Annotated in this window: 15 protein-coding genes; 12 read left to right on the forward strand and 3 right to left on the reverse strand. The window is 65.0% G+C overall.

Annotation, left to right across the window (positions count from 1 at the left end; translation table 11 throughout):
• Positions 1 to 70 precede the first annotated feature (70 nt).
• The 3 genes from H4W01_RS20360 (at position 71) to H4W01_RS20370 (ending at position 4,810) form a co-directional block, all read left to right on the forward strand.
• Complete coding sequence (locus H4W01_RS20360; RefSeq protein WP_334685381.1) at positions 71 to 2,278, forward strand: hypothetical protein; 2,208 nt, start codon at positions 71 to 73, stop codon at positions 2,276 to 2,278.
• A 428-nt stretch (positions 2,279 to 2,706) separates the two neighbouring features.
• Positions 2,707 to 3,612, forward strand: a complete 906-nt coding sequence (locus H4W01_RS20365; protein ID WP_209609416.1) for a tyrosine-type recombinase/integrase — start codon at positions 2,707 to 2,709, stop codon at positions 3,610 to 3,612.
• A 4-nt stretch (positions 3,613 to 3,616) separates the two neighbouring features.
• Positions 3,617 to 4,810, forward strand: a complete 1,194-nt coding sequence (locus H4W01_RS20370) for an IS91 family transposase (RefSeq protein WP_209609414.1) — start codon at positions 3,617 to 3,619, stop codon at positions 4,808 to 4,810.
• A 678-nt stretch (positions 4,811 to 5,488) separates the two neighbouring features.
• On the opposite strand, the gene H4W01_RS20375 is transcribed toward H4W01_RS20370, so the two are convergent.
• Complete coding sequence (locus H4W01_RS20375; protein ID WP_209612942.1) at positions 5,489 to 6,544, reverse strand: LacI family DNA-binding transcriptional regulator; 1,056 nt, start codon at positions 6,542 to 6,544, stop codon at positions 5,489 to 5,491.
• Between the two features lie 349 nt (positions 6,545 to 6,893).
• Between H4W01_RS20375 and H4W01_RS20380 the strand changes: the two genes are divergently transcribed.
• On the forward strand, positions 6,894 to 8,036 hold the full coding sequence (locus tag H4W01_RS20380; protein WP_209612943.1) for an endo-1,4-beta-xylanase: 1,143 nt from the start codon (positions 6,894 to 6,896) through the stop codon (positions 8,034 to 8,036).
• A gap of 94 nt (positions 8,037 to 8,130) precedes the next feature.
• On the opposite strand, the gene H4W01_RS20385 is transcribed toward H4W01_RS20380, so the two are convergent.
• Positions 8,131 to 11,529, reverse strand: a complete 3,399-nt coding sequence (locus H4W01_RS20385) for a TonB-dependent receptor (RefSeq protein ID WP_209612944.1) — start codon at positions 11,527 to 11,529, stop codon at positions 8,131 to 8,133.
• 255 nt (positions 11,530 to 11,784) lie between these two features.
• Here H4W01_RS20385 and H4W01_RS20390 point away from each other — a divergent pair, with 255 nt between their 5' ends.
• Genes H4W01_RS20390 through H4W01_RS20405 form a run of 4 tightly spaced genes read left to right on the forward strand, consistent with a single transcriptional unit; the run spans position 11,785 to position 17,391 of the window.
• Positions 11,785 to 13,281, forward strand: a complete 1,497-nt coding sequence (locus H4W01_RS20390; RefSeq protein ID WP_209612945.1) for a tryptophan halogenase family protein — start codon at positions 11,785 to 11,787, stop codon at positions 13,279 to 13,281.
• A complete protein-coding gene (locus H4W01_RS20395; RefSeq protein WP_209612946.1) occupies positions 13,278 to 14,756 on the forward strand; it encodes a tryptophan halogenase family protein in 1,479 nt (492 codons plus the stop codon). Before H4W01_RS20390 ends, H4W01_RS20395 begins: the two co-directional genes overlap by 4 nt.
• Entirely contained in the window at positions 14,753 to 16,381 is a 1,629-nt protein-coding gene (locus H4W01_RS20400) for a tryptophan halogenase family protein (RefSeq protein ID WP_209612947.1), read from the forward strand. Before H4W01_RS20395 ends, H4W01_RS20400 begins: the two co-directional genes overlap by 4 nt.
• Positions 16,378 to 17,391, forward strand: a complete 1,014-nt coding sequence (locus tag H4W01_RS20405; RefSeq protein ID WP_334685382.1) for a cupin-like domain-containing protein — start codon at positions 16,378 to 16,380, stop codon at positions 17,389 to 17,391. The genes H4W01_RS20400 and H4W01_RS20405 overlap by 4 nt, the downstream gene beginning before the upstream one ends.
• On the opposite strand, the gene H4W01_RS20410 is transcribed toward H4W01_RS20405, so the two are convergent.
• Positions 17,388 to 18,473 (reverse strand): cupin-like domain-containing protein, encoded by a 1,086-nt coding sequence (locus H4W01_RS20410; RefSeq protein WP_334685383.1) that lies wholly within the window; start codon positions 18,471 to 18,473, stop codon positions 17,388 to 17,390. The genes H4W01_RS20405 and H4W01_RS20410 overlap by 4 nt on opposite strands.
• An 83-nt stretch (positions 18,474 to 18,556) precedes the next feature.
• Between H4W01_RS20410 and H4W01_RS20415 the strand changes: the two genes are divergently transcribed.
• From H4W01_RS20415 to H4W01_RS20430, 4 genes are all read left to right on the forward strand, one after another.
• The gene (locus tag H4W01_RS20415) at positions 18,557 to 19,456 is read left to right on the forward strand and encodes a polysaccharide deacetylase family protein (protein ID WP_334685384.1); all 900 of its coding nucleotides are present in this window, start codon (positions 18,557 to 18,559) and stop codon (positions 19,454 to 19,456) included.
• Positions 19,457 to 19,481: 25 nt separating this feature from the next.
• Positions 19,482 to 20,486, forward strand: coding sequence for a glycoside hydrolase family 5 protein (locus H4W01_RS20420; protein ID WP_209612949.1), 1,005 nt, complete (start codon positions 19,482 to 19,484; stop codon positions 20,484 to 20,486).
• 815 nt (positions 20,487 to 21,301) lie between these two features.
• Positions 21,302 to 21,781 carry an RNA polymerase sigma factor gene (locus H4W01_RS20425; protein WP_209612950.1) on the forward strand — a complete coding sequence of 160 codons (480 nt, stop codon included), beginning with the start codon at positions 21,302 to 21,304 and terminating at the stop codon, positions 21,779 to 21,781.
• Positions 21,774 to 22,817: a FecR family protein gene (locus H4W01_RS20430; protein WP_334685385.1), complete on the forward strand. Its 1,044-nt coding sequence runs from the start codon at positions 21,774 to 21,776 to the stop codon at positions 22,815 to 22,817. The genes H4W01_RS20425 and H4W01_RS20430 overlap by 8 nt, the downstream gene beginning before the upstream one ends.
• The last annotated feature ends 7 nt before the right edge of the window (positions 22,818 to 22,824 follow it).

Below are 22,824 nucleotides of genomic sequence, written 5' to 3' on the forward strand. Positions count from 1 at the left end.
TTATGCCAGCGTTGGCACGATCGTCGGCGGCATTACAAGCGCGGCGGCTTTTTAGCGAGGAAACACCCTGATGATCCGGCAGACGACTAAGTCCATGCTCGCGGCGGTAATAGCCGGCCTAACGGTCGTGGGGGCAGTCTCGGGGGCCGTCGCCGCAATTCCGATCGATCGGCATGCCTTGGTGGCGCGCCACGCGATCAACTTCGACGCGATCGATCCCCATGCTCCCGTCATGCTCGGCAACGGAGAACTCGGCTTTACCGCAGATATTACGGGATTGCAGACCTTCCCGGAACGCTACGCGCCGCAAGCGCCGCTGCTGACGATGGCGCAATGGGCATGGCACAGCTTCCCCAATGTAAAGGGATATACAGCGAAGGACGGCGAGACCGGAGTGCCGGTGCCCGGTCGCGGGTCCGAGCCCTTTGCCTATATCCGCAATTTAAGTGCCCAGACACCGGCGGTCGCTTGGCTGCGCGAGAACCCGCACCGTTTTTCGCTCGGCAAGATCGCGCTGGCGATGCGGCATGCCGACGGGCGTGCGGTTCGGTTCGAGGATTTGCACGCGACGACGCAGCGCCTCGATCTCTGGACGGGAACGCTGGTCAGCCACTTCATGCTCGACGGGCAGCCCGTCACCGTCACCACGAGAGTCGCCTGGCCGCAGGATTCGGTGATCGTTTCGATCGACTCGCCGTTGGTTGCCAAGGGACGGATCGGCATCGACGTGAGCTTCCCCGGCGTCTCGCACACCCTCAACCCCGATCCCTCGGACTGGAGCCACCCGGCGGATCACACGACCACGGTCGTGTCGCAGGGCGCTGGGCGGCTGGCCGTCGTCAGCCGGATCGATGGCACGCAGTACGCGACCACCATCGCGGCGCCGGGTGCCTCGGCGACGCTGGCGGAGGCTCATCGCGTGGCAATTCGCACGAGCGGCTCGAGCCGTCTCACCGCCACGATCGGGTTCGCGCAGGGCGACCGGCCACCAACGCCGGTCGAGCCCTCCGCCGCGGCCATCGCAGCGGAGCGCCACTGGCGCGCCTATTGGATGCACGGCGCGGCGATCGACTTGTCCGCTTCGGCCGACCCGCGCGCGCGCGAACTGGAACGGCGGATCATCCTCTCGCAATATCTCGCCGCGATCAACGAAGCCGGAAGCCTTCCGCCGCAGGAAGAGGGACTGTTTTCGAACAGCTGGAACGGCAAGTTCCACCTCGAGATGCACGCGTGGCATTCCGCACATTTCGCCCTGTGGGGGCGCCCTGCCCTGCTCGAACGGAGCATGGGCTGGTATGTGGGCCATCTTCCTCTCGCGCTGGCGGAAGGGCGCCGCCACGGTCTGGATGCCGCTTGGTGGCCCAAGATGTCCGGGCCGGAAGGTCGTAACAGCCCGAGTCCCATCAACCCCTTCATCATCTGGCAGCAGCCGCATCCGATCTATCTTGCGGAAAGCCTATGGCGCGCGCATCCGACGCGCGCGACGCTTGATCGCTATGCGCCGGTGGTGGAGGCGACCGCGCGGATGCTGGCGGGCGTGCCTCGCTACGATTTTGCTGACGGTCACTATCATCTGGGTGAACCCGTGGTGCCGGTGCAGGAAAATCACGATCCCTTCACCACACGCGATCCGGCGTTCGAACTCGAATATTTCCGTTGGGGCCTGCAGGTCGCGCAGGACTGGCGCATCCGCCGCGGATTGCCGCGCGATGTCGGCTGGGACCGCGTCATCGCGCAAATGGCCCCGATGCCGGTACAAGCCGGGCTCTATGCGCCCGTCGCCTCCGGTCCTGGCTTCTGGACGCAGGCCGCCTCGCCCGCGTGTCGCGGCGCGGCGGGCGCGGGATGCCTCAACCGCGACCACCCGTCCTTTCTCATGGCCTATGGCTTGATCGGCAGCGACCGAGTCGATCCCGCGACCATGGCGCGTACGCTGGATGCGACTGCTGCCGACTGGGACTGGCGCCAGGTCTGGGGCTGGGACTTCCCCATGATCGCGATGACTGCTGCCCGGCTAGGCGACCCGGACGCTGCGGTCGACTGGCTTTTGCGCGACGCGCCGAACAACCGCTGGGGGGCAACGGGAATGACCCCGCGCTTCGATCTGGCATCGGATGGAAGCCTCGTCCGCCGCGCTGACACGTATTTCCCCTCGGACGGCGCGCTGTTGCTTGCGACCGGGATGATGGCGGGTGGCTGGGCCGGAACGCACGGGCATACCCCTGGTTTTCCCCGAACATGGCAGGTGAAGGCAGAAGGGTTTCGACCTATTGAGTGACGACCCGAACGAGTCCTTGAGGCCACAATCAGCCGAAAGTGGTAGGAGTGACTTAGCCCGCCTTAGGCGCTCATAACGGCTCTGTCAGACCACTGCGGCTTTCGCTACCAAACGTCGATGCTCCGCAATAGGGAGCTTTCTCATAGGGTCAGGACCGATAAACGGGATTTTCTTAGCGGCACCGATGTGATTCAAGCTCTGCGCAAGCAGAATGGCGGGTTCGAGCAAAAGCTGTCAGTCACATCAACAACGCCGAATGGCGTAAGTTGGGTCGACACCCGCCGATGACTTCGTAGCCGTGAAGACCCAATGCACGAAGCCGCTGCGCGGCAGTGGTGTTGGCGGTGAGGTAGCGCGCCGGCGCTGAGGTTTGGCCGCGCGGGAGCGGTGGCGGACGATGGAGTTCCTTCAACAAGAGGAACTTCGCTATGACGCCTCAACCGACCAAGCGACCCTTCACCCCGCTGCGTCAGCGCATGCTCGACGATATGGCGATGCGTGCCATGCGCGCGCGGACCCAGCACGACTATGTCCGTCACGTCCGCGCCTTCGCGGCCTTCCTCGGACGTTCGCCCGACACCGCGACCGCCGAGGATGTACGCCGCTTCCAGCTTCACCAGCGCGAGCATGGTGTCGGGGAAGGCTCGATCAACGGCTCGGTGTCGGCGCTGCGCTTCCTGTTCGAGGTGACACTCGAGCGACCTGATCTGTCGCGGCGGCTGGTGCTGGCGCGTCGTCCCAGGAAGCTCCCCGACGTGCTGAGCGTTGATGAGGTGGCCAAGCTGCTCGAGGCGGCACCGGGCATCAAGTACCGCGCGGCGCTGGGCGTTGCCTATGGCGCCGGCCTGCGCGTGTCGGAAGTCGCGCATCTCAAGGCCGACGATATCGACAGCAAGCGGATGCTGATCCGGATCGAGGAGGGCAAGGGGCGCAAGGACCGCAACGCGATGCTGTCGCCGCAACTGCTCGAGCTGCTGCGGCTGTGGTGGCGCGAGGGCAAGCGGCGCAGCGTCCTGCTGCCGCACGGCTGGCTGTTCCCCGGGCGCAGCTACACCGATCCGATCTCGACGCGGCAGCTCCACCGCGCCGTCTGCGAGGCAGCTGAGGCGGCCGGGATCCGCAAGCGCGTGAGCCCGCACACGCTGAGGCACAGCTTCGCCACCCACCTGCTCGAACAGGATGTCGATATCCGCGTGATCCAGGTGTTGCTCGGGCACAGCAAGCTCGAGACGACCGCGCTCTACACCAAGGTCGCCACCCGCACGATCCGCGCGGTCACCAGTCCGCTCGATCGGCTGATGGCGCTGATGGAGGGCAAGACACCGGCCGGTTGAACCGGTGCGCGCCTCGCTCGAGGTCGCCGACATCTTCCGTGCTGCCGGGCCTGCGTACCGGGCAACCCATGCCGGGCATCTGAGCCTGCACCAGCTCAAGGTCATGTCGGCGATCGAGCATTGTCGCACCGCCGTCATGGGCGGGCACGTCGAGGCCTGCACCGACTGCGGGCATTGGCGGGTTGCCTATAACAGTTGTCGTAACCGGCATTGTCCCAGGTGCCAGGGTGCCGCCGCGCGCGCCTGGCTCGCAGAGCGCGAGGCCGACCTGCTGCCGGTCGGATACTTCCATGTCGTGTTCACGCTGCCCGCCGAGGTCGCTGACATCGCGTTCCACAACAAGGCGCTGGTCTACGACCTGCTGTTCAAGGCCGCGTCCGAGACGATGCTGACGATCGCCGCCGACCCGAAGCATCTCGGCGCCCGCATCGGCATCACCGCGGTGCTGCACACCTGGGGGTCCGCGATGACCCACCATCCGCATGTCCACATGATCGTGCCCGGCGGCGGCATCGCGCGGGACGGCACGCGCTGGATATCCTCACGGCCGGCGTTCCTGCTGCCGGTCAAGGTGTTGGGCAAGCTGTTCCGCCGCCTGTTCCTGACCCGGCTGATGGCGCTGCACGCGGCGGGGCGGCTCGCGTTCTACGGCACCCTCGCGCAGCTGGCCGATAGGCGTGCGTTCCTTCGCCACCTGTCTCCGATCCGCAAAAAGAACTGGGTGGTCTACGCCAAGCCGCCGTTCGCTGGGCCGCAAGCAGTGCTCGCCTATCTGTCGCGCTACACCCACCGGGTCGCGATCTCGAACAGTCGGCTGCTCGCCTTCGACGGGGCCGGCGTCACCATGCGCTACAAAGACTATCGCCGCGACGGTGCCGATCGGCAGCAGGTGATGACGCTGGCGACGGACGAGTTCATCCGCCGCTTCCTGCTCCATGTCCTGCCGCGCGGGTTCCACCGCATCCGCCATTACGGCCTGCTCGCCGGCGCCACCCGCAAGGCGCATCTCGAACACGCCCGCCAGTTGCTCGGCGTCGCGCCGCCGCTCGATAACGAGACGCCCGACGAGCCGACCGATGTCCGCCCACCATGCCCCTGCTGTGGCGGGCACATGGTCATCATCGAGACCTTCGAGCGCTGGCGCCAGCCGCGCGCACCGCCACACTCCACCGCATCGACCGGGACCACCGCGCCATGACCCGGCATGGCTCAGCCCAACCGTGCTCCGAAAGTCCCGTGCTTCCGGCGGCGATGTCGCTCGCGCTGGCAACAACGCCAGCCGAGCCGGCGCCGATCTCAAGCCCCAACCCTGGTTACCAGCTACGCGGTACATCGCCCCTGCACCCTACGTTCCGACCGCCGATGCGAGTCCCGCACGCCGATGCGACCACCGCACGACAGGGCGAAAACCGAAATCCCCATAGGTAAGCGCTCGTGGTCCGCGGCTTCCTGCTTTGGAGGATATCGTTCGCCTGCCGGCATCCGATATCCTTCACATAAGTCGTCATTTAGGCGGTCCTCGCCACTCCCCTAAACCCGACGTTCGTTCACCATCTGATTCCGGCTTAGACCGACCGAGTTTGACCGGCAGCCTTTTCAAGACAGCTGACGCCTGAGTTGTCGCGTCACCTCCTATTTGCGCATGCGCTTAACGCTGTGCGTCAGCGGCGAAAACCGAACATGGACATGCCCGACAGGATCTGTCTCCCGCCTCCACATCCGATTTACGATCTTTTGCTCAGGGAGCACTGCTTGTTGCCATCGGCTCGGGGGCTTATCAGTGCGGTGGATGCCACTGCCGCCTAAACATGCCGGTTCAAATTAAACGGAAATGCGTCTCGCGAACTGTCGTGCCAAGTCCGGCGTCAAAAGCCTTTCAACAAGCAAAGGTTGCTTTTGGGGCGCCATCAGAATCGCGCTTAACTAAAAAGACATCCAGCGTAATATGCGGATTGGTGCTGGGACTGCCGGCCCGCCGCGACCGTATCTCCCGCGCCAGTAGGGTAAGGCCAGCACGCGCCATCTCAGCGATCGGCTGATGAATGGTCGTGAGCTCTGGCCAAATCGCGGTCGCAAGCGTGGTGTTGTCGAAGCCGCAGACGGTCAGCTCGGCTGGTACGACCAAGCCGCGGCGGTGGGCGGCGGTTATGACGCCTGCAGCCATGTCGTCATTGCTCGCAAAGATCGCCGTCGGGGGATCGGTGGCGTCGAGCAGTCGATCGCCGGCATCGAGACCAGAGCGAAAGGTGAACTGCCCCGGAGCGATTAGCGCCACGTCCGCCGCAATGGCGGCCGAGGCCAGTGCGGCACGATATCCCGCCAGCCGCAACACACTCTCGCTTTGCGTCGCATCGCCCGTGACGAAACCGATTCGACGATGCCCAAGGCCGATGATGTGCCGCGTCATCGTCTCGGCCGCGGCGAACTCGTCGATGCTCACCGCCAGCGGATTAGGCGACGGGATGCCGCTGCCGAGCGCGACCGCGGGAACGTTCGCGGCAGCAATTGTGCGGATGAGCGCCGCCGAATCGCACAGGGGCGACGACAGCACCAGTCCATCGATCCCGTTTTGGAGCAGGCGCGTAGCGACCGCCGCTTCCTCGCCGAGGGGGCACCGTTCGACGACTAACTGAACATCGGCATGGCTGGCTGAATCGAGCGTACCGACGAGCAATTCGCTCAAATAGTTTGCGCTCGGATTAGCGTAGAGCAGCCCGATCCGGATCACCTGCGCGCCAGCCAGGCTGCGCGCCGCAAGATTGGGTGAATAGTTGAGCCGGCGGATCGCCGCATCGACCAAAGCGCGTGTCGCCACACTGACCCGCGTATCGTTGTTGACGACGCGCGACACAGTCATTGCCGACACGGCCGCCTCGCGCGCGACGTCGGCAATCGTTGTCGCTCTCGGCCCGCGTTTGACCGGCGTGCTCATCGCGAGAACGCGGCCGCGGGTGCGATAGTAAAGCCTCCCGGCGCGAGCGAATCGGGTATCATGCTCCGGCGCTTATACACCACGGGAGGCCGTAACGAACCGGCTCGGTAACAAAGTCCAGTCGCCGATGTCACTGCCATTGCAACATTTCCTATGCTCGCCGCCGAAACTTGCGTCGTTGCGACGCTAAGCGCGCTACCTTTCGCAATGATCTGTTTCCCCGTGCATCGGTGAATGCCAATTTTCTTTAGTGCAAGCCTGCGCCCTTCCGGACTGCCGACTAATGCTTGACCCTGCAAGTCACACGCGGAATGTTAACGATAACAAACCGCTGAGTGAGGAGTGAAATATGAGCGCAACGACGCGACGCGATATGATGATCGGGGCGACAGGGGTATTTGCCGCGCCACTGCTCCTTGGCACCGCCGCCGCCCCGGCGCGCTCGCTTAATGCGATAGCAGAGCGCAACGGTTTGCGCTTCGGCGCCGCGATCGCCTGGAGCAGGCGCGACGCCGATCGCGGATCGTTTGGCAACCCGGCCTATGCGCGACTGGTCGAAGTGGAATGCGGTCTGATCGTCCCCGAAAACGAAATGAAGTGGCAGTGGCTGCGGCCGACCTCGACCAGCTTTGCGTTCGAGCGAATTGACGCGATCATCGATTGGGCCGAGCGGAATGGCCTAGCCGTGCGCGGACACAATCTGCTCTGGCATCAGCCCAAATGGTTCCCAAAATGGCTGAACGAATATCGGTTCGGCGCTGCCCCTCACGGCGAGGCAGAACGCCTGTTGACCACCCATATCCGCACCGTGCTGAACCATTTCGGCGCGCGAATCGGAAGCTATGATGTCGTGAACGAAGCCGTCCGCCCCGTCGATGGGATGCTGTACGAAACGGTCCTGTCACGCGCGCTCGGCGGTGCCGAGCCAACGCTGGATCTCGCCTTCCACACTGCGCGGGCCGCCGCGCCGCACGCCCAATTGGTGTATAACGATTATATGAGCTGGGAGCCGGGTAATGGCGCGCACCGCAGCGGCGTGCTCGCGCTGCTTGAGGGGTTCCGTCGACGAGGCACGCCGGTCGATGCGCTCGGCATCCAGTCGCATCTCGTCACTCAGAGCACGAATGTTGGCGCCGATGTCTCGCGGTTGCAGGGCGAGTGGCGTCACTTTCTGGATGCCGTGACGCAGATGGGCTATCGCTTGCTCGTCACCGAACTCGACGTGCGCGATAATAGCCTGCCGGCCGATATCACGCTTCGCGACCGAGCAGTGGCGGACTATGCGCGTGGCTATCTCGACGTGACCCTCAGCTATCGTGAAGTGCGCGACGTGCTGAGCTGGGGCCTGGTCGATCGGTACAATTGGATCGAGGGGTTCGAGCCGCGCAAGGACGGCGTCAAGCGGCGTCCGAGCCTGTACGACGAACAGTTCCGCGCCAAGCCGCTCCGCACCGCGCTCGCGGCGGCCTTCGCCGCAGCGCCCCGACGCTGATCGGGGCGGGCGGATCCGTCAAAAGAGGGCGTGCCGCTAGGCACGCCCTCCTGTCTAACCCGTCCAACGGGACCGAGAGACTTACAATTCGGCGTTAGAAGTTACCGCGCAGGATGAACGAAAAGCGCCGGTCATTGACGAAATACGAACGTGGCGCGAGCTTGCTCGGGTCACCGGTATAGGCCTGCAGTGTTTTGGTCACCGAGTTGTTCAAGTTCACGCCTTGCACGCCGATCTTGACGTATTTGTTGATGCTGAGGAACGCCGATGCATCGAGCTGGCCGGCCGCATCCTGGAAGATCGACGTGTACGGATAGATCACGTCCGCCGCGGTCAGCAGATATTTCGACCGCCAGTTATACGCTGCTCGGATCGATACCGGCCCCTTTTCGTAGAACAGCGTCGCGTTGACGTTGTGCTTGGACAATCCCTCGAGGGGCAGACTGCCGGTCTGGGTCTGCGCCGCGACATTCGTGACCGGCGCGCCCGCATTCAGGAACGAGTTCGGCAAACCGCTGCTCTGGATGAAGGTATAGTTGCCGGTGAAGCCGAACCCGCTCAGCAGGCCGGGGAGGAAGGTGAAGGTCTGCTGATAGGCGATTTCCGCCCCCTTGACCTTGCCGTGGCCCTGATAGTTCGCGGGTCCGCGCGTCAACAGGTCGAACGTTTGCCCGTTATTCGTCAGCGGGAGGCTGACAAGCGACTGGTAGAAGAAGCCGGTAATGTCCTTGTAGAACACGTCCGCCGTCAATGAACCGACACGCGAGAAATACCATTCGACCGTAGCGTCGAACTGCCAAGCCCGTGCAGGCTTCAGATACGGGTTGCCGACTTGGCTTTGGAAGTTGCCGTTTCCATCGATCGAGATCTGCTGGAAATTGCGGACGAGATTCGTGTCAGGACGCGTCAGCACCTTGGATCCGGCGAGGCGGAACAGCAACTGCGGGGTCAACCCAACCTTGAGATTGAAGCTCGGCAACCAGTAGGTGTAGTCATTGTGCGCTTGGCCGAGCACGATTGTTGGATCCGGCGCCGCAAATTGTTGCAACCGCGCATAGCCCCCCGCGCCAAGCAGACAGACGCCGCCCGGTGCGGCCGGCGTATAACCCGCTGGCAAATTGGTGGGCGTCGCTGGAACGCAGCGGCTCTGATAGGTGTCAGCGATGCCGAGCGTGGCGCGGCTCGGAATGATGCTGCCACCGAAATTGTCCATCCCGGTATGGACGTAGCGGACACCAACGTTTCCGGCGATGTCGAGACCGTCGATCAGCGTCTTCGTCTTGAAGGTCGCCATCACATAAGCGGAGCTGTCGCGCTCATGCACCCGCGTTACTTCGTTGGGCAGATACGGCGAGTTCGCACCCACGCCTGCTCGCAGCGCCGCAGGAGTCCAGCGCGTCGAGGGCGTTCCACCGTTCGCCGTTTGGGTCGCCGCAGCGGCGGTTTCGACCTGGTTGATGAAGCCGACCGCCTTGTTATAGCCGTCGATCATGTTGCCGTTATAATAATAGGCGCCGCTGGGGCCAGGCGTGGCGCCCCGGAAGAAGTTGTTGAAATCGTAGAAGCTGGCATTGCCGCCGTTCACTTGCGCGACCGAGACCGGATAGCCGGCCCAGACTTCGCTCAGCATCCCCCAATTGTACGCGGAATATTTGACCGTCTGGTCGCGGTCGGCATAGCGCGCGCCAAAACGGATCTTGTCGAGAAAACCGCCGTCGACGTCATAGGTGGTGTCGGCCTTGAACTGGAATTCCTTGCCACGGCTGTCTTCGAAATGATCCATCGCCGCGCGGTAGAATTCGACGTTCGGGTCGGCGAAATATTGCGCATCGGTCTCGCCCGCAAGGACCGGATTGGCGGGGCCGGCCCAACCCGCGGCGAGCGTCGCCGGCTTATGCGCGACGACGGTGGGCAAGTTGCCGGTGAGATTGAGTTCCTGGTCCGCAAAGGTCTCGCCATAGATATTGAGCTGGCTGACCTGATGGCGCGACTCGGTGTAATCGGCATCGAGCGCGATGTGCAGCCGTTCGATCGGGTGGATCAGGGCGTTGAGGCCATAATCGCTGACAGTCGTCTGTTCATAGACCTGACCACGCGACAGCGAGATCGGCGCACCACCCGTGGGGATGAAGGTCTGGCTCGGCGTGCCGCTGAGGTTGCTGCGATAGCCGGTGCCGGGGGTGGTGATGTAACCGCTCTGAAACAGCCCGTTCTGATCGTATTTGTAGTTGGTGAACTGGCCCACCGGGCATTGCGCGCGCACCGTGCCCGAATTGGGATCAGCTGGGTTGGTCAGCGGGCCCGCATTGTTCTGCTGGCATCCGATCGGATAGGTGCTGTATTCGGACAGATCAGGCGCCGCCTCGAACGTATGCTCGTCGGACAGATTGGTGGTGTGCGAGCGGATATACTGGCCGGTCAGCAGGAACGAGTGATCCTTCGATTCGAACTGCGCCGCGACGGCGATGCCGTTGCGCTTGCGGTCGAACTCCTGCGTCCGGTATTGGCCGCCGAGCGGCGCGTAATAGCCCGTGGTCGGATCGGCAAAACCGTCAGCGCCCGCGCTCGATGCCGCGCCGCACGGCGCGTTCGAGGCCGGAAGCGTGGTGGTATCACTATTGCCGGGCAACGGGTTGCGACAGATCGTCGTTCCGCCCTGGCTTTGATAGGTGACCAGCGTGTTGTCGCGCTGCTGGAAGTTGGTGATCTGGAGCCCATCGGCGCGGCTGCGAACGCGCGAATAGGACACGTCGCCGAGCAGCCCGAACGTGCCAAGGCCGGTTTCCCACGTATCGCTGATCAGGATCGAGCCGGTCGGCGCCCATTTCTTCTGCAGGTCACCATAGCTGCCCTCGAGATCGACGCCGGCGTGGAGCCCCTTATTGTCGAACGGCTTGCGCGTGTTGAGGTTGACCGTACCGGCCAGACCGCCTTCGATCGCGGCGGCGGTGACGTTTTTGAATACCTCGACCGAGCCGAGCAATTCGGCGGGAACGTCAGAGAAGTTGAGCGCCTGGCCACCGATACCCGCCGAAAAGGCATCGCGACCGTTGAACTCCGAGCGCACGAAATTGAGGCCACGGATCACCACGCCCGAGCCTTCGACCGAGAAGTGGTCGGGATCGTTCGACGCGGCGAAGCGGCTGATCGACACGCCGGGCACGCGCTGCAGCGCCTCGGTGACCGACCGATCGGGGAGTGCGCCGATATCCTGCGCGGTAATTGCATCGACCACGGTGTCGGAATTGCGCTTGATGTTCTGCGCGTTGGCCAAGCTCGCGCGGATGCCGGTGACGACGATATCGTCGGGGCCGCCATTGGCGCTATCGGGCGTGGCGCTGGCTTGCGCATCAGCGGTCGGCGTCGATTGCGCCGCGGCGGTCTGCGCATGCGCGGCCCCGGCCATCGCCACGCACAAGGCGCTCGCCGATGCGCCCTGCAAGAAACGTACGAAATGACTGACCATAACGGTCGACGGCGCTGCTGGGCGCATCTCAATCCTCCCCATTATCGGCGCTGTGATCGCGCCTGAACCTGAAACCGACCATCCCACACGGCCGATCCGGCAGTATGTTTGCGCTAACATTTTCGTCAAATCAATCCATCGGAATCAGAATTGTGTGACACTCCTGCAACGCTCGCCAAGGAGATTGACGCGACAATCGGAATGCGCGACGTCACGAATGTGAGCGCAACCATAAGGCGCGAAACGGGAGAGTTGGCGGTGCGCGCCACGGGTGAGCCAAGGATGCGGATAGTGGTGGTCGGCGGCGGTACCGCCGGCTGGATGACCGCGGCAGCGTTTGCGCGACTGCTGCCGGAGACGTGCTCGGTGCGACTGATCGAATCCGAGGCGATCGGCGTCGTCGGCGTCGGCGAAGCCACTTTGCCGCATATTCGCGCCTTCAACGTCCGGCTCGGTATCAACGAAGCCGAGTTCATGGCGCGCACGCGGGCGACGTTCAAGCTCGGCATCGAATTTCGCGATTGGGGCAAGATTGGCGACAGCTACATTCATCCGTTCGGTACGTTCGGCCGCGGCAGCGGCGCGATCGACTTCCATCACTATTGGACAAGGTTGCTCCGCAAAGGTGCCGAACTGCCATCGCTCGACACCGTCTCCTACGCCTGCGCGCTGGCGCGCGCCGGTCGCTTCGCACACCCCGACCCGGACGGGCGGCAACTCGCCGGGACCTTCGGCTATGCGTATCAATTCGACGCCTTGCTGTTTGCGCCGTACCTGCGCGGCATCGCCGAGGAAATGGGGGCACGGCGCACCGAGGGAAAGGTAACGCGGGTCGAACGCGATGGCGAAAGCGGGGACATCGCCGCGATCGTGCTCGACGATGACGAGCGGATCGAAGGCGACCTGTTCATCGATTGCTCGGGGTTCCGCGCGCTGCTGCTTGGCAGAGCGCTCGAAGAACCGTTCGAGGATTGGTCGCGCTGGCTGCCGACCGACCGTGCGGTGGCAATGCCGTGCCGCACCCGCACGGCGATGACGCCCTATACCAGCGCGATCGCGATGCCCGCCGGGTGGCGTTGGCGGATCCCGCTGCAGCACCGCACCGGCAACGGCTATGTCTATGCCAGCAGCTTCGTCTCGGACGATCAGGCGCAGGCTGCGCTCGAGGCGGCGGTCGAGGGCGAGGCGATCGCCTCGCCACGCCTGCTGCACTTCAAGGCCGGACGGCGGCGGCGCAGCTGGGTCGGCAATTGCGTCGCGATCGGCCTTGCCAGCGGATTCCTCGAGCCGCTCGAGTCGACCAGCATCTATCTCGTCCAGCAGGCGATCACGACGCTGATCGAGCTGTTCCCCGAGCGCCACATCGCGGAATCAGACCGCGACGAATTTAACCGTATCATCGATCTGGAATATGACCGGATCCGCGATTTTCTGATTCTGCACTACCATGCCACCACACGCAGCGATTCCGCCTTCTGGGACTATGTCCGCACGATGCCGATCCCCGATAGCTTGGCCGAGAAGCTGGCGCTGTGGCGTGAACGCGCGCGCGTGGTTAAATATCGCGAGGGCGTGTTCCTCGAGGCGAGCTGGATCGCGGTCTATCTCGGACAAGGCATCGTGCCGAACGGATGGGATCCGCGCGCTGACACGGCCTCGGCCGAAACGCTCGCGCACAGCCTCGAGATATTGCGCGCCGCGATCGCCAGCGACGTCGCGGGACGGCCAGACCACCGCGCTTTCATCGAGCGCTATTGCGCGATCGCGCAGGCCGCATGACGGGGTCGGCGCCGCTCCGCCGCGTGCTCGTCGCCGGAGGCGGTATAACCGCCTGGTGCGCTGCTGCCGCGCTCAAGCGTCGTGCGCCGTTTCTCGAGGTGACGCTGCTGGCCGTCGCCCCGTCGCCCGACGCGCTGGCTGACCGAATTGCGTGCACCCTGCCATCGCTGCTCGGCTTCCATGGCGATCTCGGCATCGGGGCGGAGGACGGCATCGTCCGCACCGGGGCGGGTTATCGGCTTGGCACGCTGTTCTCCGGCTGGGCAACCGGGCTGCCCGATTACGTCCATGCCTATGGCGGTTATGGGCGTGCGTTCGGAGCGACCGCTTTCCATCTGCACTGGCTGCGTGCGCTGCGAGACGGTCAAAGCGACGCGTTCGACCGCTATTCCCCGGCGGCGATGCTCGCGCGCGCCGGCCGATTCATGCCGGCGACGCCCGAAACGCCGTTCGCCAACCACGAATATGGCCTGACGCTCGACATGCGGCGCCACGCGACGATGCTGCGCGCCTTCGCGCTGCATGTCGGCGTGCGGGAGATGTGCGGCGATATCGCGCGCGTCGACGTGGATTCGCGCGGGATCGTCGAGCGGGTGAGCTGTACCGACGGCACCGCCTTGACCGCCGATCTGTACATCGACGCGACCGGTCCGGAAGCACGGCTGCGCGGCGCGATCGACGCCGCGCGAGACGCGTGGAGCGCCTGGCTTCCGTGCGACCGCGTTCTGCTGGCGGAATCCGTGATGCCGGTCGAACCGACAGTGCTCACCACGGTCACCGCGCATACGGCCGGGTGGCGCTGGACCAGCGGCGTGCAAAGCGGCCTGACCTATGCTGCGAGCCATCTTAGCGATGCCAAGGCCGAGCGCATCCTGCGGAACGCGAGCGGCGCGACCCCTGAGGCACCGATTCGAGTGCGCCCGGGAACGCGCCGCACACCGTGGCGCGGCAATTGCGTCGCGATCGGCGACGCCGCGACCGAGGTCGAACCCCTCGAATGGTGCAATCTGCATCTCGCGCTGAGCGCGATCGACCGGCTGGTCGCGATGCTCCCCGGCGCCGCCCCGACCCCGGTAGAAACCGCCGACTATAATCGCCAGGCGCTCGCCGAGGCCGAGCGCGTGCGCGACTTCCTCGCGGCGCATTATCGCACCGCGAAACGCGACGATCCGCTGTGGCGCGCCGTCGCCGCCAGTGACCCACCGACGAGCCTGGCACACACGCTTGCCCAGTTCGCCGAGCGAGGCCGGCTCCCGTTCTACGAAGAAGAGACCTTTGCCCGCGACAGCTGGGCGGCGGTGCTGCTCGGCCAGGGTTTCCTGCCGCGACGGATCGACCCGCTGGTCGCCGCCGTTCCCGCAGCCGCCGCCCAGGCTGCGATGGCGCGCCATCATGCCGAAATCGCCGCGGCCGTGCCGCGCGCGCCGACTCACGCCGCGTTTCGCGCGGCCCAGACAAGACAGATTTGCACATGAACGAGCATTCGATCCGCCGTGTCGTTATCGTCGGGGGTGGTACGGCCGGCTGGATGGCCGCTGCCGCCTTCGCGCGGCTGCTCAACAATGGCTATACCGAAGTCACATTGGTCGAATCCGAGGAGATCGGCACCGTCGGCGTCGGCGAGGCGACGATCCCGCCCCTGATCAATTTCAACCAGATGCTCGGGCTCGACGAGAACGCCTTCCTCGCGGCGACCGCCGGGACCTATAAGCTCGGCATCGAATTCGTCGACTGGGGCGCGCGCGGCGAACGCTATTTCCACCCGTTCGGTACCTATGGACACGATCTGCAGGGGGTGCACTTCCACCAACTGTGGTTGCGCGAGAAAGCGCGGCGGTCGATTCCCGACATCGCGGCCTGGTCGATGAGCTCGGTTGCCGCCGCGCACGGCAAGTTCGGTCGACCCAAGGACGATGCCCGATCGCCGATTCGCGAGCTGTTCTACGCCTTCCATTTCGACGCCTCGCTCTACGCGCGGCACCTGCGCGACTATGCCGAGCAGCGTGGGGTGACGCGGACCGAGGGCAAGATCGCCACCGTCGACCTGAGACCTACCGACGGCTTTGTCGAAGCGGTAACCCTTGACGACGGTCGGCGCGTCGCCGGCGACCTGTTCATCGATTGCTCGGGATTCCGGGGGTTGTTGATCGAGGAAGCGCTCGAGACCGGATACGAAAGCTACCAGCACTGGCTGCCGTGCGACCGCGCGGTCGCGGTGCCGTGCTCCCTGCCCAATCAGGCCGAGCCCGACCCGTTCACGCGCTCGACCGCCCGCGCCGCCGGATGGCAATGGCGCATCCCGCTGCAGCATCGCATGGGCAACGGGCTTGTCTATTGCAGCGATTTCTTGAGCGATGACGAAGCCGAAGCGCAGCTGCTCGCCAACCTCGAGGGCGAGGCGCTCGCGCCGGTGCGGCGGTTGCGTTTCACCGCCGGGCGGCGGCGCGAAAGCTGGAACCGCAACGTGGTCGCGCTCGGGCTGGCGGGCGGCTTTATCGAACCGCTCGAATCGACCAGCATCCATCTCGTCCAGGCGGCGCTCCAACGGCTGATCGCCTTGTTTCCTGACAAGCGCTTCGATCCCGTCGAATGCAGCGAGTTCAACCGCCAGATGCGCGATCTCTACGAGGACATTCGCGACTTTATCATCCTCCATTACAAGGCGACGCGTCGCGACGACTCACCATTCTGGGACCGGGTGCGGACGATGCCGATCCCCGACAGCCTGCAGCGCAAGATCGACCTGTTCGCCGGCAAGGGTCGCCTGTTCCGCGAAGGGTACGACCTGTTCAGCAACCCGAGCTGGGTCGCGGTCTGTCTGGGACAGGGGGTGGTGCCGCAGTCGTGGGAGCCCGCAGCCGATGCGCTCGACGAGAACAAGGTCGCCGCCGCGCTCGAGCAGATGCGCCGTGGCTATCTCGACACGGCGCAGCGCATGCCGACACATGGCGATTTCCTGCGCATGACCGCGCCGTCGCCGTTGGCGGCGCGCGTAGCGGCACCACCGCCGCCCGCGCCTGCCACGGACGTACCGTATTTCTCCTTTACCGCTGACTCCCCGTTCGATGTCGGGGGCAGCGGCGGAGGCTCGCCGCTGTGACACCCGCCCCGATTGCCGAACGACACGGCATCGACCGCGCACGCTTTGACGCCGAGATCCGCCCGGCGGCGCAACCGGTGGTCCTGCGCGGACTCGCCGCCGACTGGCCCGCAGTGCGGGCAGCGCGCGAGTCGGACGAAGCACTGGTCGGCTATCTGAAGCGTTTCAGCCACGACGAAGCGGTCGGCGCGATCGTCGGCACGCCCGAGATTGCGGGGCGGTTCTTCTATACCGACGACCTGACCGCGCTCAATTTCACCCGCGGGCGCTCGCCGCTCGCGCCGTTTCTCGACCGGCTGCTGCGCGACCGCGCGGCATCCGCGCCCTATGCGATGGCGGTACAGTCGATTCCCGCACCCGACTTGCTGCCGGGATTCGCCGCGGACAACGCGATTGACCTGGTTGATCGCGCCGTCGTGCCGCGGCTGTGGCTCGGCAATGCGATCCGCGTCGCGACGCATTACGATCTGATGGAGAATATCGGCGTGGTCGTTGCCGGGCGGCGGCGCTTCACGCTGTTCCCGCCCGACCAGGTCGCAAACCTCTACATGGGCCCATACGAGCTGACCCCGGCCGGCACACCGATCAGCATGGTCGATCCCGACGCGCCCGATCTTGCGCGCTATCCCCGCTTCGCCGACGCGCTGGCGCATGCGCAAAGCGCAACGCTCGAGCCTGGGGACGCGCTCTACATCCCGTTTCATTGGTGGCACGCGGTCGCCTCGCTCGCGCCGGTCAACGTGCTTTGCAATTACTGGTGGAATCCCGCGCCCGCGCTGGCGAGCCCGTACGACGCACTTCTGCTCTCGCTTTACGCGCTGCGCGCGCTGCCCGACGACCAGCGCGCGGCATGGCGGACGATGTTCGATCATTTCGTCTTCCAGACGCAGGGCGATCCGGTGGCGCATCTCCCGCCCGAGATCCGCGGCGTATTGGGCGAGGCGGATCCCGCGGGGTTTGAGCGGATGCGCGCGACGTTGCTGCAAAGTCTGGGACGGCCCGGCGGCTAGGCGCGCGTTAGCATGCCGATCAGGAACTGCCGGATCTTTCCGGTGCGCGCGCCGCTGGGCGCGCCGAGGATGCCGCGCGCCGCCTCGGGCAGATGGTCGCCCGCGCGCGCCGCGTCGGGCGCGAAGACGAGATGCTCGTACCAGCTCCGCCACGCCGTCTTCTCCGCCGGCGGGAGATCGCGCACCGCGCCGATTGCGTGGACCAAGGCGAGGAACGCCGCGCTGGAGCGATGCTCCCACCAATAATTGACCAGCACATTGAGCCGATCGAACGCCCGAACATGATGCCACCACAAAGGCGGGATGAAGATCGCGTCGCCCGGCTCCAGATCGGCGACACTCGCGTGCGCCAGCGCTTCGGCGAAGCGCGGATAGCGCTGCAGATCCGGCGCGTCGGGATCGACCAGGCTCGACGGCGGACCGGCCAGCGTATGATCAAGCGGGCCGACATAGAGATTCTCGAATTGCTCGGGCGGGAACAGCGTGAAGCGCCGACGTCCGGCCACGACGCAGGCGATGTTGATCGACGCGTCGTAATGCGTCGCGATCCGCGTCGCATTGCCGATCCACAGGCGCGCCGGGGCGTCGATACCGAGGCCGAGCGGATTGTCGGTTTCCCACCCCGGCAGATGCTCGGGCGCGGTCGCGGCATTGGCATAGAGCGCGTGCGGCCGGGGCGTTTCCGCTTCCGAAAAGCGCAGCAATTCCGCGACGAGCGCGCCGATCGGCACCTGTTGCCGATGGAAGTTGAAGCCGGTCAGCGTGTCGTCGGCGTAGAAGAAGCGGCCCTCAATCTCGGGCGCGCCGATCAGCACTTCGAGCGGTTTGGCAGCCGCGCCCGCGCTCTGGCCAAACGCGGCGAGATATTCTGCCATTGCGCGGTCGCCGCCGCGCCCCGCAGCCACCGCGCGCCACCGCGCGACCTGCCCGCGCAGGATCACCGGGCGGTAGTCGGTCGCGATCTCGCGTCCGAATGTCTCGGCATCGACCGCCGGACGTTCGACGACGCGGCGCGCGGTAGCGGCGGGGGGAAGCGCTGGCCTCATCGCGCCACGATAGCGGGCATCGACGGATTTCGACACCCCGCGGTTGCTTGACACCGAGGACCAAAACTATTGATACCGCTATCAAAGACAGAGCAGAGGATGCCATGCGGATGTGGAGGATGGCGACGGCCGGCGTTTTGGCGCTTGCCCTGACAGGCACGTCGGGCGGCGCCGCGGCACCGCGCCCGCAAATCGCGCTGACATTCGACGATCTGCGGGCGCACGGGCCGCTTCCCGCTGGCGGTGACCGGGCGGCGATCGCCGCCGAGATCATCGCCGCGCTTGCGACGCATCACGCACCAGCCTTCGGTTTCCTGAACGGCGGGTTCGGCGCGGGCGACCCTGCCTCGCCCAAGGTCCTGGCGGCATGGCATGCCGCGCGCCTGCCGATCGGCAACCACACCTTCAGCCATCTTAACCTCGAGACGGTCGGCGCCGCCGCTTTCCTTGCGGACGCTAAGCGCAATGAAGGGCCGCTCGCCGCCGCGGCTGGCGCGCAGGATTGGCGCTGGTTCCGCTACCCCTTCCTATCCGAGGGCAGCGATCCGGCGGCGCGCGATACTGTGCGCGCCGCGCTGCGCCGCGAGGGCTACCGCATCGCCGCGGTGACGATGAGCTTTGGCGACTATGCGTGGAACGACGCTTATGCGCGCTGTGTCGGCAAGCGCGACGAAGCCGCGATCGGCGCGCTCGAGACCAGCTATCTCGCCGCGGCGCGCGCGCAGGCGCTTCGGTCGCGCGCGTTGGCGCAGCGCGCACTCGGGCGGGACATCCCGTACGTGCTGTTGATGCATCTTGGCGCCTTCGACGCGCGAATGCTGCCGCGCCTGCTGACGCTGTACGAGACGATGGGGTTCGGCTTCACCGCCCTGCCCTCGGCCGAAACCGACCCCTTCTATGCCGCCGCGCGCGATCTGTCGCTACCCGGACCAAGCCCGACGCTCGAGGCCGCGGCGCGCGCCAAAGGCCTGCCGATCCCGGTCAACGCCGCGCTGCCCGCAGCGACAATCTGCGCGTGACGATCGTAGTGGAGAGGAGTGTCGAATGAGGCATTTTTGGAGATCAGCGCTGGCCGCGTGTTGCGCGCTGTTCCCGGCGGCAGCAGGCGCGGCGCCGGCGCACGACGCGTTCGGCGCCGCCGCGCACCTGCATCGCGGCGTGAATGTGCTCGGCTATGATCCGGTATGGAAGGACCCGTCGCATGCCCGTTTTCAACCACGCCACTTCGCAATCATCCGCAAAGGCGGGTTCGACTTCATCCGCCTCGTGTTGCAAGCCTTCAGCCATATGGACGCCGAAAACCGGCTCGATCCGCAATGGCTCGCGACGCTCGACCGCGTCGTGCGCCAAGCGCACGCCGCTGGGCTTTCGGTGATCATCGACGAACATGATTTCAACGCTTGTTCGGACGATCCCGCCGCCTGTCTGCCCAAGCTCACGGCCTTTTGGCAGCAGATCGGCACACGCTTCAAGGATGCGCCGGACAGCGTGCTGTTCGAGCTGCTCAACGAACCCCACGGCAAGCTCGACGCGGCGCAGTGGAACCTGCTGCTCACCCAAATCATCCCGGTGGTGCGCGCCACCAATCCCAGGCGCACACTGGTGGTCGGCCCGACCAACTGGAACAGTCTGGCCAAACTCGGCGAGCTCAGGCTCCCTGCCGACGATCGCAACATTCTCGTGACGTTCCATTATTACGAGCCGTTCCGATTCACGCATCAGGGCGCATCCTGGACCGACAACCGCACGCTCCACGACATTCCGCTGACGGCTGCCGACGAAACGCGGATCGGGACCGATCTCGACAGCGTCGCAGCGTGGAGCAAGGCCAATGCGCGGCCGGTACTGCTCGGCGAATTCGGCGCGTTCGACAAAAGCGGCACACCGATCGCCGACCGTTCGCGCTACACCGCGACCGTCCGCCGCGACGCCGAGGCGCATGGCTTTCCTTGGGCCTATTGGCAGTTCGACAGTGATTTCATCGTCTATGACATCGATCATGATCGCTGGGTCGAGCCGATCCGCCAGGCGCTGACCGGCGCGCTTTGAGCATCGGGGCCGTGATGGCCGGCTCATCAATCCCCGGCCACATAGGATCCTTCGGCATGACTTTGAAGCTGCCGAGCCTCGCCCGATCCTCACCCCGGGCTTCACTCTTATGACGTGGAGCGACGTTCGCTCGGCAACCGAGCAATGATTGGATTCGCTCAACTTCCGCCGCAACAATCCAATAAAAGACACAGGTGGTCGCGTTAAACGAGCGGCTCTTTTAAAGACCGACGGCGCAGGCTTGCAAGCCAGGAATCGGCGCGCAGCGAACGTTTCAGAAGCACCCCACGAACGTCCGCTTTCCCTAATCGCCGCGCCAAAGCGGCCATTCCGGTTTCCACCCATATTACCAAAGTGCAGCTGGGCCGCATTCGCCGATTTCACATATGCGAGCCCGCTTGGCAGTCGCGCCACGGCGGACGCTTTCAAGAAGACGCTCATTCCGAATATGCGGCATTGTCCAACCGAGAAACGTACGCGCCGACGTTGACACTATCTCTGCACCAGGTTTTGCGTTTCGCAAGTCCACTTGCTACCCAGCGAATGTATCGGCATCATAGTTCTGCGTTGCGGAATTTTGGCCGTCGCAACGTGGAGATATCCGCCAAGCATTATGAACGCCGGTCCGCAAAGGACGGGCGGCCGCACCGGTCAAGGGCGCCTTTCGGCGGCTGGACGACGGCACAGCGATGGAGCCAACGAGGCTGGTTTATTCCGGCCGACTTGGTGTCGCCTGCTCGAGACCGCCGGTGCCGTCTACTGCCCGCAATATGCTTCGCGCCCAGCCGCCGGACGCGTGCGCGTCAGACGCGACAATGGAAGAACTGTACGTGGCGGAAGGGCCGCGACTATTACGATATTTTCAGCGCAGGACCGGCAATAGTCATAGTGCCCCCGATCTCGTGCAAGACGCCTTCGTGCGGTTCGCCAGCGCGGAACAGGTGCCACATCTCGTCAATCCGGCAGCGTATCTACAACGGATCGCGCGGAACCTGCTGATTGATCGCGCGCGCAGGGCACACGAACGTGAGGTCTTCGTCCCGCTGGAGGAGTGGGATGCCGGGACGCCCCCGGATCAAGAAGACCCCCTCGTCGTCCGCGATGCGTTGCGCCGCTACGAGGAAGCGATCGCCGCCTTGCCAGAACGGACGCGCATGGTCTTTCTGCTAAAGCGGGCCGACGATCTGACCTATCCGCAGATTGCCAAACGGTTGGGCATCACGCTGTGGACAGTTCAATATCATATGAAGCGCGCCCTCACGCATCTCGACCGAATGCTCAACCATGATGACTGATCAAACCACACCAGACCCCGAGACAGAACGCATTCGCGCAACCGCGGCGGCTTGGATTGTGCGGCTGGAACATCGCCAATCGCCGCGCCTAGAACGGAACCTAGAGCGCTGGCTTGCGGCTGACCCGCGACATACGCTCGCATATCGACGCATGACGCAGCGTTTTGAAGGGGCCCGGGTGCTTCGCGGATCACAGCGGTATGCGGCACGGCCTCCGGCGGCGCGGCGGCGCTCTGTTTCTACCATGGCGGCAGCAGCGGCCCTCACCGTTGTCGCGCTTGCGTTGATCCTGCTCCTGCCCAGATTTCAGCAATCGTTGCCGAGCGCGGGGATCGACCGATCACGGACAGCTGTAGCCGTCGGCGCAAGCCGCTTCGTCGCGCAAGGGCGGCGGATAGCTGCACCCGCTACCTCCATCAACGCGGTCGGGCTCGAGGACGGATCGGTCGTCACTCTCGACAGCGCCAGCGCCGTCCAAGTGGCATTCGCGCATGACGCTCGGCACGTTACTCTGCTGCGTGGCCGCGCGCGGTTCGAAGTCGCGCATGATGGCCGGCCTTTCACCGTGTTCGCTGGCGGCGGCTCGGTGACGGCACGCGGCACGATCTTTGATGTAGCGCTCAGTCCGCAGGGTCGCGTCGCCGTCATTCTGATACGAGGCTCAGTCGATGTCGTCCCGTCGGCCGCCTCCACTTCCCCCCGACGCGACGACGTGCTCGTCCGCCGGCTCGCACCCGGAGAGACGACCGATTATGTCAGTGGCACGCTGCTTGGTGCATCTGCAGCGACCCCCACGGCCGATCCGCAGTGGAGCGATCATGCAGTCGATTTTGACAATGTTTCACTTCGTTACCTTCTCGAGCGCGGCAATCAGGGCGCCGGTCCACCGATCACAGTGAGCGATCCGGCGCTGCAGCAACTGCGTGTGTCAGGTCGCTTCGATCTTGCAGACCGCAAACGTCTGGCGCGAAACCTTGCGACCCTGTTCGATCTCCACGTCGATATGCGGAGGAACGCGATCGAGATCCGGCGCTGATTCGAAA

It is taken from the genome of Sphingomonas sp. PL20 (assembly GCF_017875905.1).
Taxonomy (GTDB): Bacteria; Pseudomonadota; Alphaproteobacteria; order Sphingomonadales; family Sphingomonadaceae; genus Sphingomonas; species Sphingomonas echinoides.

Excerpts from the sequence above, each read along its gene's own strand:
- H4W01_RS20425 (WP_209612950.1), top strand. The coding sequence starts at position 21,302 with ATGGAAGAACTGTACGTGGCGGAAGGGCCGCGACTATTACGATATTTT.
- H4W01_RS20385 (WP_209612944.1), bottom strand. The coding sequence starts at position 11,529 with ATGCGCCCAGCAGCGCCGTCGACCGTTATGGTCAGTCATTTCGTACGT.
- H4W01_RS20390 (WP_209612945.1), top strand. The coding sequence starts at position 11,785 with ATGCGGATAGTGGTGGTCGGCGGCGGTACCGCCGGCTGGATGACCGCG.
- H4W01_RS20360 (WP_334685381.1), top strand. The coding sequence starts at position 71 with ATGATCCGGCAGACGACTAAGTCCATGCTCGCGGCGGTAATAGCCGGC.
- H4W01_RS20415 (WP_334685384.1), top strand. The coding sequence starts at position 18,557 with ATGGCGACGGCCGGCGTTTTGGCGCTTGCCCTGACAGGCACGTCGGGC.
- H4W01_RS20400 (WP_209612947.1), top strand. The coding sequence starts at position 14,753 with ATGAACGAGCATTCGATCCGCCGTGTCGTTATCGTCGGGGGTGGTACG.
- H4W01_RS20380 (WP_209612943.1), top strand. The coding sequence starts at position 6,894 with ATGAGCGCAACGACGCGACGCGATATGATGATCGGGGCGACAGGGGTA.
- H4W01_RS20395 (WP_209612946.1), top strand. The coding sequence starts at position 13,278 with ATGACGGGGTCGGCGCCGCTCCGCCGCGTGCTCGTCGCCGGAGGCGGT.
- H4W01_RS20430 (WP_334685385.1), top strand. The coding sequence starts at position 21,774 with ATGACTGATCAAACCACACCAGACCCCGAGACAGAACGCATTCGCGCA.
- H4W01_RS20420 (WP_209612949.1), top strand. The coding sequence starts at position 19,482 with ATGAGGCATTTTTGGAGATCAGCGCTGGCCGCGTGTTGCGCGCTGTTC.
- H4W01_RS20365 (WP_209609416.1), top strand. The coding sequence starts at position 2,707 with ATGACGCCTCAACCGACCAAGCGACCCTTCACCCCGCTGCGTCAGCGC.
- H4W01_RS20375 (WP_209612942.1), bottom strand. The coding sequence starts at position 6,544 with ATGAGCACGCCGGTCAAACGCGGGCCGAGAGCGACAACGATTGCCGAC.